Origin of the sequence: Micromonospora rubida, from assembly GCF_009908295.1 — a bacterium.
In the GTDB taxonomy this organism is placed as follows: domain Bacteria; phylum Actinomycetota; class Actinomycetes; order Mycobacteriales; family Micromonosporaceae; genus Micromonospora; species Micromonospora rubida.
This window is the reverse complement of record NZ_JAAALO010000001.1, coordinates 1-12952: the sequence shown is the minus strand read 5'-3', so window position 1 is coordinate 12952 and position 12952 is coordinate 1. Positions and strand designations below refer to the sequence as shown.

At 76.0% G+C, this 12952-nt stretch carries 10 protein-coding genes; 7 read left to right on the top strand and 3 right to left on the bottom strand.

Going from position 1 to position 12952, the window contains the following annotated elements; translation table 11 throughout:
* Positions 1–277: 277 nt before the first annotated feature.
* The 3 genes from GVV04_RS00050 to GVV04_RS00040 all read left to right on the top strand — a co-directional run bounded on the left by GVV04_RS00050 (position 278) and on the right by GVV04_RS00040 (position 3257).
* On the top strand, positions 278–1045 hold the full coding sequence (locus GVV04_RS00050; RefSeq protein WP_328822130.1) for a glycerophosphodiester phosphodiesterase: 768 nt from the start codon (positions 278–280) through the stop codon (positions 1043–1045).
* Between the two features lie 22 nt (positions 1046–1067).
* A complete protein-coding gene (locus GVV04_RS00045) occupies positions 1068–2459 on the top strand; it encodes an MFS transporter (protein WP_161683657.1) in 1392 nt (463 codons plus the stop codon).
* 87 nt (positions 2460–2546) lie between these two features.
* Positions 2547–3257: a thymidine kinase gene (locus GVV04_RS00040; protein ID WP_161683656.1), complete on the top strand. Its 711-nt coding sequence runs from the start codon at positions 2547–2549 to the stop codon at positions 3255–3257.
* An 18-nt stretch (positions 3258–3275) separates the two neighbouring features.
* On the opposite strand, the gene GVV04_RS00035 is transcribed toward GVV04_RS00040, so the two are convergent.
* The gene (locus GVV04_RS00035) at positions 3276–3734 is read right to left on the bottom strand and encodes an Rv0361 family membrane protein (protein ID WP_161684540.1); all 459 of its coding nucleotides are present in this window, start codon (positions 3732–3734) and stop codon (positions 3276–3278) included.
* Positions 3735–3883: 149 nt separating this feature from the next.
* Here GVV04_RS00035 and GVV04_RS00030 point away from each other — a divergent pair, with 149 nt between their 5' ends.
* A complete protein-coding gene (locus GVV04_RS00030; RefSeq protein ID WP_161683655.1) occupies positions 3884–5590 on the top strand; it encodes an acyl-CoA dehydrogenase family protein in 1707 nt (568 codons plus the stop codon).
* 3 nt (positions 5591–5593) lie between these two features.
* Here the strand turns inward: GVV04_RS00030 and GVV04_RS00025 are convergent, their stop codons facing one another.
* Positions 5594–6472, bottom strand: a complete 879-nt coding sequence (locus GVV04_RS00025) for an alpha/beta fold hydrolase (RefSeq protein WP_161683654.1) — start codon at positions 6470–6472, stop codon at positions 5594–5596.
* Positions 6473–6640: 168 nt separating this feature from the next.
* On the opposite strand from GVV04_RS00025, the gene GVV04_RS00020 reads away from it, so the two are divergent.
* On the top strand, positions 6641–10012 hold the full coding sequence (locus tag GVV04_RS00020; protein WP_161683653.1) for an AfsR/SARP family transcriptional regulator: 3372 nt from the start codon (positions 6641–6643) through the stop codon (positions 10010–10012).
* Positions 10013–10107: 95 nt separating this feature from the next.
* Here the strand turns inward: GVV04_RS00020 and GVV04_RS00015 are convergent, their stop codons facing one another.
* Positions 10108–11109 (bottom strand): tyrosine-type recombinase/integrase, encoded by a 1002-nt coding sequence (locus GVV04_RS00015; RefSeq protein WP_161683652.1) that lies wholly within the window; start codon positions 11107–11109, stop codon positions 10108–10110.
* A 132-nt stretch (positions 11110–11241) separates the two neighbouring features.
* Between GVV04_RS00015 and GVV04_RS00010 the strand changes: the two genes are divergently transcribed.
* Positions 11242–12099 carry a TIGR04222 domain-containing membrane protein gene (locus GVV04_RS00010; protein ID WP_161683651.1) on the top strand — a complete coding sequence of 286 codons (858 nt, stop codon included), beginning with the start codon at positions 11242–11244 and terminating at the stop codon, positions 12097–12099.
* A 96-nt stretch (positions 12100–12195) separates the two neighbouring features.
* The gene (locus GVV04_RS00005; protein WP_161683650.1) at positions 12196–12942 is read left to right on the top strand and encodes a metallophosphoesterase; all 747 of its coding nucleotides are present in this window, start codon (positions 12196–12198) and stop codon (positions 12940–12942) included.
* Positions 12943–12952 lie beyond the last annotated feature (10 nt).

Genomic DNA, 12952 nt, shown 5'->3' with positions numbered 1-12952 from the left:
TCGCCGCGCAGGGCGGGCGACAGGAGGAAGCGCGCCCGGCGAGGGCGCTGCACAGGGTGACGTGGGTGGAAGATGGGCCGCCCACGCGGGGCGGAAGCCGATGGGCGTCACTCACGCACGGCGGGCTGCGGGCCCGCCCGGCCCTCACGTCCCGGCCGGGTGCCCTGTCCGCTCGCGGCCCATGGCCGACCCGGCAGTCACGACGTCCAACTTAGTGGCACCCCCGGGTCGCCGGCAACGCCCCCGCCGGCCACCGCGGCCGGGCATACTGCCCACCGTGCAGCCCCGCTCCGGCTACCTCGACGCGCCCGCGCCACTGGCGTTCGCCCACCGCGGCGGCGCGGCCGACGGCGACGAGAACACCGCCGCCGCGTTCGCCCGAGCCGTCGACCTGGGCTACCGGTACGTCGAGACCGACGTGCACGGCACCGCCGACGGGGTCGCCGTGGTCTTCCACGACGCCACCCTGCGCCGGGTCACCGGCGAGCCGGGGCGCATCGCCGACCTGCGCTGGGCCGACCTGGCCTCGGTGCGCGTCGGCGGCGCCGCCGTGGTTCCCCGCCTCGACGACGTCCTCGGTGCCTGGCCGGACGTGAGGTTCAACATCGACGTCAAGGCCGACGGGGGCGTCGAGGCCACCGTCGCGGCGCTCGGGCGGGCCGGCGCCGGCGACCGGGTGCTGCTGGCCTCGTTCAGCGACGCCCGGCTGGCCCGGCTGCGGGCGTTGACCCGCGGGCGGATCGCCACCGGCCTCGGCATGCGCGGGGTGGCCCGGTTGCGGGTGGCGTCCCTGCACGGCCGGCCGCTGCGGCTGCCCCCGTCGGTGGTCGCCGCCCAGGTCCCGCCCCGCTACGGCCGGATCCCGGTCGTGGACCGCCGGTTGATCGCCTACGCCCACCGGCTCGGACTGCATGTGCACGTCTGGACGATCGATGAACCTGCCGAGATGCACGAGTTACTTGATCTTGGGGTGGATGGCATCATGACCGATCACGTCGGCGTGCTGCGCGACGTCTACCGCAGCCGCGGCCACTGGGCCGCCTGAGAACCGGCGGAGGAAGATCCCCATGGCCGAGACCGTCACCCCGACGGTGGACAACCCCCCACCGCCGGCGAGCACCGCCCGCGAGCGGCGCGGCTGGTACCTCTACGACTGGGCCAACTCGGCCTTCCAGACCACCGTCATCACCGTGTTCCTCGGCCCGTTCCTGACCACCGTCACCGAGCTGGCCGCCGGCTGCGAGCTCGGCGCGGACAGCTGCGACGGCTACGTGTACCCGCTGGGCATCCGGGTCGCCGCCGGCTCGTACTACCCGTACCTGATCTCCCTGTCGGTGTTGCTGACGGTGTTCGTGCTGCCCGTGATCGGCGCGGTCGCCGACCGGTCGGCGCACAAGAAGCGGCTGCTCGGCGCGGCGGCGTTCACCGGCGCCGGGGCGACCGTCGCGATGGCCCTCGTCACCGGCGAGCGGTACCTGCTCGGCGGGGCGCTGTTCCTCGTCGCGAACATCTCCTTCGGCGCCGCCGTGGTCGTCTACAACTCGTTCCTGCCGCAGCTCGGTGGCCCCGACGAACGCGACGGCATCTCCAGCCGGGGCTGGGCCATCGGCTACCTCGGCGGCGGGGTGCTCCTGGCGCTGAACCTGGTCGCCGTCACGATGTTCAGCGAGGACGGCAACCCGCAGCGCACCCTGGACCTGGCCCGCTGGTCGATCGTGTCCGCCGGTGTGTGGTGGGCGGTGTTCACCCTGGTGCCGCTGCGCTGGCTGCGTGAACACCCCACCGCCGCGGCGCTGCGCGGCGGCGGCAACGTGCTCAGTGACGGGTTCCGGCAGCTGGGCCGCACCCTGCGGGAGATCAGGGCGTACCCGCTGACCCTGTACTTCCTGCTGGCGTTCCTGGTCTACAACGACGGCATCCAGACCGTGATCACCCTGGCCAGCCAGTACGGCACCGAGGAGCTGCACCTGGAGCAGGGCACCCTGATCGTGACGATCCTGCTGGTGCAGTTCCTCGCCTTCGGCGGCGCCCTCGGCCTCGGCGCCCTCGCCCGGCGGATCGGGGCGTGGAAGACGGTGCTGCTCAGCCTCGTGCTGTGGACCGGTGTGATCATCGCCGCGTTCCGGCTGCCCGAGAAGGCCCCACTGCCGTTCATGATCCTCGGCGGGGCGATCGGCCTGGTCCTCGGCGGCAGCCAGGCGCTGAGCCGGTCGCTGTTCAGCCAGCTCATCCCCGCCGGCAAGGAGGGCGAGTACTACGGCTTCTACGAGATCAGCGACAAGGGCACCAGTTGGCTCGGGCCCCTCGCGTTCGGGCTGGTGTTCCAGCTGACCTCCTCCTACCGGGTGGGCCTGGTCTCCCTGCTGATCTTCTTCGTGGTCGGGTTCGCGCTGCTGGCCGCCGTGCCGATCCGCCGCGCCATCGTCGCCGCCGGCAACACCCCGCCGCGGGTGCTGTAGGGCGCCGGCCCGGTGTGTGGGCCCCCGGGCCCGGGGGCCCACACACCGGGCCGATCGTCCGTCGTCGATGGGCTAGGCTGCCCCGACGTGACCGACGACGCCGCCGCCCCGATCTGCCTGGCCCGGCCCCTGCCCGGCCCGGACGACATCCGCGCGGGCTGCGCCGCAGCCCGGGGCGTCAACGGCCGGCCGCTGCACGCCGCCGCGCTGAAGTTCTTCTGGGGGCCGATGGACTGCGGCAAGTCCACGATGGCGCTGCAGATGAACTACAACCACGCCCGGCAGGGCCGCCGTGGCCTGGTCACCACCCGCATCGACCGGTCGCTGGGCCCGCAGGTCACCACCCGCATCGGCCTGGCCCACTCCGCGATCGAGGTCACCGACGGTCTCGACCTGCGGGACCTGGTCCGCGACGCCTGGGCCGAGGGCGTCCGGGTGGACTACCTCATCTGCGACGAGGCGTCGTTCTACGACCTCGAACACATCGAGCAGATGGCCGAGCTGGTCGACAACTACGACGTCGACGTGTACGCCTTCGGCCTGGCCACCGACTTCCGGTCCTGCCTGTTCCCCGCCGCCCGGCGGCTGTTCGAGCTGGCCGACTCCGTCGCCCGGATCCAGGTGGAAGTGCTGTGCTGGTGCGGCCGGGAGGGGCTGCTCAACGCCCGCGTCGTCGGCGGTCGGGTCGTCCGCGAGGGCGAACAGGTCGTCATCGGCGACACCGTGGACACCGCGCAGGTGCGCTACCAGGTGCTGTGCCGGCGGCACTACCGCGCCGGGGACCTCGGCGGCCGGTAACAGCCCCTCTCCGGCGGGTCAGTACGGGTCCCCGCACACCCGCCAGCCGTCGGCCTCCCGCACCACCGGCAGCTCCCGCTGCTCGCTGCCGCCGCCGTCGCGGGTCAGCCGCACCGCCACCGTGCCCCGGGGACGACCACCGAGGGTGGCGACCGCCACATCGGTGATCTCGTACCCGGTGACCTGCGGCGGGGTCCGCAGCCACGCGGCGAAGCCCGCCGCGCTCCACCGGCTGCGCGCGTCGGCGCACAACCGTCCGTACGCCCGGTCGGCGTCGCCGGCGGCCACCTCCCGCAGGAACCCGTCGGCGGTCTCCCGCACCGGGCCGCTGGACCCGGTCACCACCTGCACGTTCCACGCACCCAGACCGGCCACCCCGACCAGGCACAACCCCAGCCCCGCGCCGGCGCCCAGCAGCCCGATGCGCACCGGCCGGCGCCGCCGGGCCGGCCGGCTCCACGACCGCTCACCGCCCATCACCTCCGACCGTAGGCGGCCGGCCGCCGGCCCGCAGCAACTCGCCCCGGTCGCCTCCCGGGGCAGCAACTCGCCCCCGGTCGCCTCCGGGGCACGCATCGTCTAACGTCAGCGCACACCCGAACGCGAGCGCCCCCGGAGGCGAGACGATGACCCGTTACGTGCAGCCGGTGCCCACCCCCGAGGACCCGTACACCGGGGACCGCCTGCTGCGGTCCTGGCTGCGACGGCAGCTCGGCCCGGACGGACACGCCGCCGCGCAGGGCCGGCTGACCGACCTGGCCGCCGACGTGACCGGGCCGCTGCGCGCCGCGCACGCCGACGCCGAGGCCCACCCGCCGACCCTGGTCCGCTACGACCCGTGGGGCGGCCGCGTCGACCGCGTCGACACCTCCGCCGGCTGGCAGGCCCAACGCGCCGCCGCCGCCCGGCACGCCGTGGCCGCCCTGCCCTACCTGGAGTCGGCGCGCGGCACGTGGGGCGCGGCCACCCGCGTCGTCCAGCACGCCCTGCTGCACCTGTACGGGCCGGAGTCGGCCACCTTCTCCTGCCCGGTGGCGATGGCCGACGGCGCTGCGGCGCTGCTCAGCCTCCCCGAGGTCGACGCGGGCGTCCGCGACGCGTGGCTGCCCCGGCTGACTTCCACCGACCCGGACACGGCGATCGTCAGCGGGCAGTGGATGACCGAGTCGCAGGGCGGCTCCGACCTGTCCCGCTCCACCACCACCGGGCGGCCCGCCGCCGACGGGTCGTGGCGGCTTACCGGGGAGAAGTGGTTCTGCTCCGCCGTCGACGCGCCGATCGCGGTGGCGCTCGCCCGGCCCGAGGGCGCCGGCCGGGGCAGCCGGGTCCTCGCCCCGTTCCTGGTGCCCCGCTACGCCGCCGACTCGCCGCTGGCCGGCGCCACCGCCGCCGCCGACGCGCCGGCGCCCGGGGTGACCGTGCACCGACTCAAGGACAAGCTGGGCACCCGGGCGCTGCCGACGGCCGAGATCGGGCTGCGCGACGCGTACGCGCTGCCCCTGGGCGACCCGGCCGTGCCCGGCCTGGTCCGGGCGATGACCCTGGTGGTGGTGACCCGGGTGCACAACGCCTGCGCCGCGGCCGGCGGGATGCGCCGCGGCCTGGCCTACGCCCGCGCGTACGCCGACGCCCGCACCGCGGCGGGCGGGCGGCTGGCCGACAACCCGCTGCACCGGGCCACCCTCGGTGCCCTCGCCGTCGACGCCGCCGCCGCGTTCGCGCTGGCCGGGCACGCGTTCGCGCTGCTCGGCCGGGTGGAGGTGGGCGCCGACCCGGACGCCGCCGCCGAGCTGCGGGTGGTCGCCCCGCTGGCCAAACTCGCCACCGGCCGGCTCGCCGTCGGCTCCGCCAGCGAGTACGTGGAGTGCTTCGGCGGCGCCGGGTACGTCGAGGACACCGGCGTGCCCCGGCTGCTGCGCGACGCGCAGGTCCTGCCGATCTGGGAGGGCACCACCAACGTGCTCGCCCTGGACGTGCTGCGCGCCGTCACCCGGGAGGACGCCGGCGTGCCCCTGCTGCGTCGGCTGGCCGCCGCCGTGGACCTGGCCCGGCCGCTCTCCCCCGCCCTGGCCGACACCCTCGCCGCGGTCACCGGCGAGCTGACCGGCGCCCTCGCCGACGTCACCGCCGACCCGGGGGCCGCCGACGTGGTCGCCGGGTCGCGCGGGCTGGCGTTGCGCCTCGCGGCGGCGCTGGCCTGCGCCCTGCTCGTCGAGCACGCCGCGTGGGGCGACGAGCAGGCCGAGGTGGCCGCCCGGCTGTGGGCCCGGCGGCGGCTGCGCCACGAGGACATCTCCGGCGACGCCCACCAGCACCTCGACCTGCTCTGCTGAACGCTAGCGGGCCAGCAGCGCCCGCAGCGCCGCGACCACCTCGGCGGGCGCCTCCTCGGCCATGAAGTGCCCAGATGTCACGGTGCGGTGCTCCAGGTCGGCCGCCCACGCCCCCCACAGGCCGGCCGCGTCGTAGCCGAGGGCTGCGCCCCAGTCCTGCTGGAGCACGGCAACCGGCATGGCCAGCCGGTTGCCGGCCGCCCGGTCGGCCGCGTCGTCGGTGACGTCGACGCCGGCCGACGCCCGGTAGTCGGCGACGATCGAGGTGACCGCCTCCCGGGACGCCCGCAGGTACGCGGCCCGCACGTCGGCCGGCTGGGCCTGCGGGTCGCCGCCCCAGGCGTCGAGGAAGTGACCGAAGAACGCGTCCGGCGCGGCGCCGATCAGCCGCTCCGGCAGGCCCGGCGGCTGCGCCATCAGATACAGGTGGAACGCGACGGCGGCGTCGACGCCGTGCAGCACGTCCCACATGTCCAGGGTCGGCAGCACGTCCAGCACGGCCAGGTGGGTGACCGCGCGGGGGTGGTCCAGGCCCGCGCGGACCGCGACCAGGGCGCCCCGGTCGTGTCCGGCCAGGGCGAACCGCTCGTGGCCGAGCGCCCGGGCCAGGGCCACCACGTCGGCGGCCATGGTCCGCTTGGCGTAGCGGGCGCCGTCGACATCGGCGGGCTTGTCGCTGTCGCCGTAGCCGCGCAGGTCCGGGCAGATGACCGTGTGGTCGGCGGCGAGGTCCGCAGCGACGTGCCGCCACATCAGGTGAGTCTGAGGGAAGCCGTGCAGCAGCACGACCGGGCTGCCGGAACCGCCGACGGCCGTGTGCAGGGCCACGCCGTCGGCGACGGTGACGCGCTGGTAGTCGAATCCACTGATCCTTGGTTCCACGGGTGAGCCTTCCAGTACGGGTGACGGGGAACCGGTACGCGGGCCGTGCCCGGCACCGGTGGTGTGCGTTACCGAGCCTGCCCGGTGCCGATCAGCGGCCGATCAGCATCGGATGAGCACGCCGAACCGGCCGACGTCACGGCCGGTGGCCTGCCTACAGTGGGGATGATGAACGGGCGGACCACGGCACCGGCGGTGACCTTCGGGGTGCTCGGCCCGGTGGTCGCCGGCAACCACCTCGGTCCGGTCGCGCTCAGGGGCCCCCGCCACCGCGCGGTGCTGGCCCGGCTGCTGGTCGCCCGGGGTCGGGTCGTGCCGGTCGACCGGCTCGCCGACGACCTTTGGGCGACACCCCCGCACGCCCCGGTGGCGGCGATCCGCACGTTCGTCGCGGACCTGCGCCGCGCTCTGGAGCCCGACCGGCCGCCCCGCCAGCCGGCCCGGCTGCTGGTGACCGCGGCGCCCGGCTACGCGCTGCACCCCGAGCCGGACGCGGTCGACGCGTGGCGGTTCGAGGCGGTGGTCGACGAGGCGGGGCGGCTGCTGGCGGCCGGTCAGGCCAACCGGGCTTTTGCGTGCCTGCGGGACGCGCTGGCCCTGTGGCGCGGCCCCGCGTACGCCGAACACGCTACCGACGGGTGGGCCCGGGCGGAGATCGACCGGCTGGACGAGCTGCAGCTGCTGGCCGTGCAGCGGCGGGCCGAGGCGCTGCTGGCGCTCGGCCGGGCCGCTGAGGCCGCCACCGACCTGCGGGCTCACGCCGACGGCCACCCGCTACGCGAGGACGCCTGGCGGCTGTTCGCGCTGGCCCTGTACCGGGCGGGCCGCCAGGGCGACGCCCTCGCCGCACTGCGCCGCGCCCGGGCGACACTGGCGGCCGAACTCGGCGTCGACCCCGGCCCCGGCCTGCGGCAGATGGAGGCCGACGTGCTCGCCCAGGCCCCGCACCTGAGCCTGGCCGGCATCTCGGACCTCCCGCGCGCGCCCGTCGTCGTGCGCCCCGCCCCGCCGCCGGAGGCGGGCACGTCGTTCGTCGGGCGCGGCGAGGAGCAGGCCCGGCTGCTGGCTGCGGCCGGGGACGTCGCCCGGCGGGGCCGGCCGGCGATGGCCCTGGTCTCCGGTGACCCGGGTGCGGGCAAGACGGCGCTGGTGGGTGCCCTGACCCGGCGGCTGACCGGGGATGGCTGGACGGTGGCGTGGGGCCGCAGCCCCGAGTACGACGGGGCCCCGGTGGCCTGGCCGTGGACGCAGATCACCGACGCGCTGACCCGGGCCAGCCCGGACGGCCTGGCGGCGGCCTCGCCCGACATCGCTCCCGAGCCGGACGACTGGGACACCTTCGGCGCACCCGACAGCCGGACGGTGGCCGGCGCGGGTGGGGACATCGCCGGTGCGGCCGACGGCGGCAAGCTGGCCGGTGCGGTCGGTGGTGGGGACACGGCCGGCGGGGCGGAGGACCCCGCCGTGGCCCGGTTCCGCCTGCACCGCGCCGTAACGGCGCTGGTCACGGCGGCGGCCCGCCGGGGCCCGGTGCTGCTGGTCCTCGACGACCTGCACCGCGCCGACGGCGACACCCTGGACCTGCTGACCGCGCTGCTCACCCCTGCGCAGCCGGTCGTTGGCCCGGTGCTGGTCGTCGGCACGTTCCGCGCCACCGAGATCAGCCCCGAGCTGACCGCGGCGCTGGCCCGCTGTGCCCGCCTCGAACCGCTGCGGGTCTACCTGGGTGGCCTGCCCGAGCCGGCGACCGGTGAACTCGCCCGCGCCGTCGCGCGGCGGGACCTCGACGCCGCCACCGCGCGGCTGATCCACCGGCGCACCGGCGGCAACCCGTTCTTCGTCCGGGAACTGGCCCGGCTGCTCGCCGAGGAGGGCGACGCCGCGCTGGACACCGTCCCGACCGGGGTGCGCGACGTCATCCGGCACCGCCTGGCGCAGCTCCCCGACCCGGCGCAGTCCGTGCTGCGGCGGGCGGCGGTGCTCGGCCGCGAGATCGACCCGGACGTGCTGACCGCGCTCACCGGCGACGACGTGGTCACCCTCGACGCCCTGGACCGCGCCGTGCAGGCAGGCTTCCTCACCGAGCACGGCCCGCACCGGCGGCTACGGTTCACCCACATCCTGGTGCGCGACACCCTGTACAGCGACCTGTCGGCGCTGCGCCGGGCCCGCTGGCACGCCGCCGCAGGCGACGCGGTCGAACGGCTGCGCCCGCACGACGCCGCCACGCTCGCCCACCACCTCGCCCTCGCCCCTGGACCCGCCGCCGCCGGCCGTGCCGCCCGGTACGCCCGCACCGCGGCGGAACAGGCCGAACGCCGCTGCCACCCGCACGAGGCGGCCCGCCTGTGGCAGCAGGCCGTCGCCGCCCACGACCGGGCCGGCCACGGGGACACCCGGGAGCGGCTCGCCGTGCTGCTCGGGCTGGGCCGCGCCCTTGCCGTGACCGGCCACCTGGAGCAGGCCCGCCGGCACCGGGCCGAGGCGATCGACACGGCGCGGCGGATCGACGACCCCGACCTGACCGTGGCCGTGCTGACCGCGTTCGAGGTGCCCGCCGTCTGGACCCGCAACGACGACGAGCCGCTGTCCCGCCGCATCGTCGGGGCCGCCGAACGGGCGCTGGCCGCCCCCGGCGGCGGCGACACGCAGCGCAGCCGGCTGCTGAGCACCCTCGCCCTGGAACTACGCGGCACCACCACGGACCGGGGCCGTCGGGCGTCCGGCGAAGCGGAGGCGATCGCCCGGGCGGCGGACAACCCGGCCCTGCTGGCGTTCGCCCTCAACGCCCGCTTCATGCACGCCTTCGACCGGCCCGGGCGGGCCCCGCAGCGGGCCCGCATCGGCGCCGAGTTGGTCGACGTAGCCGCCCGGCACGACCTGGTGACCTTCGAGGTCCTCGGCCACCTCGTCCTGCTGCAGGCCCACTGCGCGCTCGCCGACCTCGACGCCGCCGACGTCGACGCCCGCGCCGCCGAACACCTCGCCGACTGGTACGACCTGCCGCTGGTCGGCGTCTTCACCCGCTGGTACGCCGCCCTGCGCCTGGCAATAGCCGGGCGGCTGGCCGACGCGGAGGCCGCGTACCGGGTCGCGCACGCTCGCCTCGCCGGCAGCGGCATGCCCGGCATGGAGCGGGGCATGCTTCCCCTGGCTCTGCTGTCGCTGCGCCTGGCGCGGCACCCCGGCACGGGCGTCGCGGACCTGTCGGACGGGTGGGACGACTGGGACTGGGGCCCGTACGAGCCCTGGGTGCGCCCCCTGCTCCTGCTGTCCGCCGGCCACCGCGACGAAGCTGCCACCGCGCTGCGGGCCCTGCCCGACTCGCCCCACGACCTGCTGTGGGAGGCCCGGCTCTGCCTCGCCGGCCGCGCGGCGCTGGCCCTGGGCGACCGGGCCACCATGCGACGCGTCCACGCCGAGTTGCTGCCCGCCGCCGGTGAGCTGGCTGGCGCGGGCAGCGGGGTGCTCACCCTCGGCCCCGTGGCCGGCCACCTCGCCGACCTCGATGCGGCGCTGGGCCGCCCCGGCGAGGGCTGAGCGCCGAGCACGCGGGGGAACCACCAGCTTGAGGTCAGACGGCGGGCATGCTGGCAGGGCACCGTCGCGGAGCGAAAGCCACTCCGCAGCGGGTTTCAGCCCCGGCGCCGGGCCCGCGCCGCCCAGATCACGTACGCCGGGTCGCGGTCGAGGTTGTGCCGGTCCCGGTCGTAGCGGCGGGTGGTGCGCGGGTCGGCGTGTCCCATGGCGTCCTGCACGTCCTCCAGCGGCACCCCCTCGGCGCGGGCGGTGGTGGCGAACGCGTGCCGCAGCGAGTGGGGGGACAGCTTCGCCCACGCCGGGATGCCGGCCGTCCGGGCCAACCGGCGGACCAAGCGGAACACCGAGTGCCGGTCCAGCCGGCCACCGGTCGCGGTCACCAGCAGCGGCCCGGTCAACTCGGGCACCGTCACCCGGGCCTCCGCCGCCCGCTCGGCCAGATAGGCGTCGACCGCGTACGTGGTCGACGGGGTCAGCGCCCGCCGGCGCGGCTTGCCTCCCTTGCCGACGAACCGGACGCTGCGGTGCCCCCGCTCCGCGCCCAGATCGGCCAGGTCCAGCGAGACCAACTCCCCCACCCGCAGCCCCAGGTCAGCCAGCAGCGCCACGGCCGCCCGGGTACGCGCCGCGGTCGGCCCGGCCTCGGCCTCCGCGGCGGCCAGCAGCGCGTCCACCTCCTCGGGGGTGAGACCCACCGTCGCCGAGTGGTCCCGGTCGACGCGGGGCCGGTCGGCACCGGAGACCGGGTTCGCCTCTACGGCGCGCAGCTTGACCAGGAAGTCGTACCAGCTGGACAGGGCCGACAGTTTGCGGGCCACCGTGGCCGGGGTCAGCGGCCGGCCCGTGCGCGCCGCCGGGGCGCTCTCCAACTCCCGGCCGTAGGTGTTGACGTCGAGGAAGTTCGCCCGCAGCGGGTCCAGCTCGCGCACGGCGCACCAGGCCAACCAGCCGGCCACGTCCCGCCGGTACGCGTCGCGGGTGTGCTCGGACAGCCGCCGGTTACGCAGCCACGCCTCGGTGAAGTCACCCGGCCCGGCCCCTCGCAGGGCCGGGCGGGCCGCACCACGCGAGGGCACCGGAAGCTCGGGACGCGACATGCGAGAAAGACTCTCAGCCCTCGGTCGGATCGGCGGTGAGGCGCGCCCGGCCGGTTTCCCGCCCCGGCCCGGTGGACTGCTTGTGGGAAGGCGGGACACCCCGCCAACGGCTCCACCCGCATACTTGATCACGTGCTCTGGGGTGTCGATGGTCCGCGCTTTCTGTTGGACTACGCGGTGGCGGTCGTCGCCGCGCTCGCCGTTGCGCTGGTGGTGCGCCGGTTGACCGGCCGGCGCACCCGGGGCGGCGAGCCGGGGCTGATCGAGCTGGCGTACCTGACCGACCGGGCGGCGCTGGCCTGCCAGGTCGCCGCGGCCTCGCTGCGCCGCGCGGACGCCGTCCAGCCGGCGGAACTGGCCACCATGGTCGCCGTCGCCCCGCCTCCGGCCCGGGCGGCGCCCCTGGTCCGGGCGGTGCACGCTGCGGTGCGGCGGCCGCAGACCTGGGCGGCCGTCCTCGCCGACCCCGGGGTCAACCGGGCGCTACGCCGGCTGGTCGCCGGCCTGCTGCGCGACGGGTGGCTGCTGACCAGGTGGCAGCGCCGGCGCATCGCTCTCGGCGCGGTGCCGCTGTTCGCCGTCGCCGCCGTCGGAATCCTGCGCCTGGTGGAGAGCGCGGTGCAGTCCCGCGACGCCGGCGGCCCCGCCTCCGTGGTCGGTCTGCTGCTGGGCTGCGGGGTGACCCTGCTCGGCGGATGGTGGCTGTGCGAGGTGCCCGAGATCGGGGCCGCCGCCCGCCGGCTGCTGCGCCGGGCCCGGCGCGCGCACGCCGACCTGGACCCGCAGCGACGGCCGGCGTGGAGCGAACGCGGCACCGACGAGCTGCTGACGGCGATGGCACTGTTCGGGGCGCGCCCGTTGCTCGCCGCCGACCCGCGCTTCGCCGACCTGGTCGGGGTTCCCGACGAACAGCCCCGACCGCCGACGCCACGGCAGGCCGCGCGGCACGAGCGGCGCGGCGTCGGCGGTGTGGGTTCTCAACGAAGGTGATCCGGGGCCCCATCGACCGGCACCGGATCAGGTGGCATGCCGAGGAGTCGGCCCGGGTTCGGCGGCTCAGGGTACGAACAACCATTAGGGGACGTCTTGCTCGTCATCGCGCATCTCAGTGACACGCACCTCGACAGCCATCCCCGGTCGGCTGAACGGACCGCCCGGGTGATGGACTACCTGCACGCCCTGCCGCGACCGGTTGACGCGATCCTGATCAGCGGGGACATCGCCGACCACGGCGAGGTGGCCGAGTACCGGACCGCCGCGAAGCTCTTCGCGTCCCCGCTGCCTGTCATGCTCTGTCCCGGCAACCACGACGTCCGCGACGCGTACCGCAGGGGTCTGCTCGGCGACGAGGTCGGCGGCGACGGCCCGATCAACACCCGGCACGACGTCGCCGGCGCGGTCTTCCTGCTCGCCGACTCGTCGGTTCCGGGCGAGGACGACGGGCACCTCGACGCGGAGACCATGGACTGGCTCGCCGACCAGCTCGCCTCGGTGCCCGCCGGGGCACCGGTCTTCGTCTCCTTCCATCACCCGCCGGTGGAGCTTCATCACCCCGTCATCGATTCGATCCGACTGCTCCCCGCCGAGCCGCTGGCCAAACTGCTGACCGCTCATCCGCAGGTCGTCGCGGTACTCACCGGGCACTTCCACACCGCCGCCGCGAGCACCTTCGCCGGTCGGCCACTGCGGATCGCGCCCGGCGTCGTCTCCACGCTCCGGCTGCCCTGGGAGGGTGACGGGCCGCTGGTCGACCTGCGGCAGCCGCCCGGGGTGGCGTTCCACGTCTACGACGATGCGGGGCTGCTGACCACCCACTACCGGGTGGTGGTCTGAGGATGCAGGG

Coding starts and splice junctions, on each gene's coding strand:
- GVV04_RS00045 (WP_161683657.1), top strand. CDS start 1,068: ATGGCCGAGACCGTCACCCCGACGGTGGACAACCCCCCACCGCCGGCG.
- GVV04_RS00030 (WP_161683655.1), top strand. CDS start 3,884: ATGACCCGTTACGTGCAGCCGGTGCCCACCCCCGAGGACCCGTACACC.
- GVV04_RS00035 (WP_161684540.1), bottom strand. CDS start 3,734: ATGGGCGGTGAGCGGTCGTGGAGCCGGCCGGCCCGGCGGCGCCGGCCG.
- GVV04_RS00020 (WP_161683653.1), top strand. CDS start 6,641: ATGAACGGGCGGACCACGGCACCGGCGGTGACCTTCGGGGTGCTCGGC.
- GVV04_RS00015 (WP_161683652.1), bottom strand. CDS start 11,109: ATGTCGCGTCCCGAGCTTCCGGTGCCCTCGCGTGGTGCGGCCCGCCCG.